The sequence below is a fragment of the Vibrio sp. 10N.222.55.C6 genome (assembly GCF_041473395.1).
GTDB classification, from domain to species: Bacteria; Pseudomonadota; Gammaproteobacteria; order Enterobacterales; family Vibrionaceae; genus Vibrio; species Vibrio crassostreae_C.
The window spans coordinates 1-231 of record NZ_JBFRSD010000682.1; the positions used below are offsets into that span (position 1 = coordinate 1).

At 38.5% G+C, this 231-nt stretch carries 1 pseudogene; it reads left to right on the top strand.

Annotated elements, in window-relative coordinates:
- Positions 1 to 124, top strand: a pseudogene (locus AB4486_RS25630) (ArsR family transcriptional regulator); the annotation flags it as partial.
- Between the last annotated feature and the right edge of the window lie 107 nt (positions 125 to 231).

Genomic DNA, 231 nt, shown 5'->3' on the forward strand with positions numbered 1-231 from the left:
CTTAAGAATATTGAAAGCCTCAGGTTTTATTACGGCTGAGTCGATTCCGCCGAAGATGTGTTACCGCATCGACCGCGACAATATTCAACGCTTCGAATCGATATTTAACAGCATTTTAAAATAGAAGTTCACGCTTGAATGATCGGCTTTGATAGCCTTTACTTTTAAGCGTGTTTTTTTGCCACAACCAATCGTTTTTCGACGATTTACGATATCAACTAAGAGAGATTA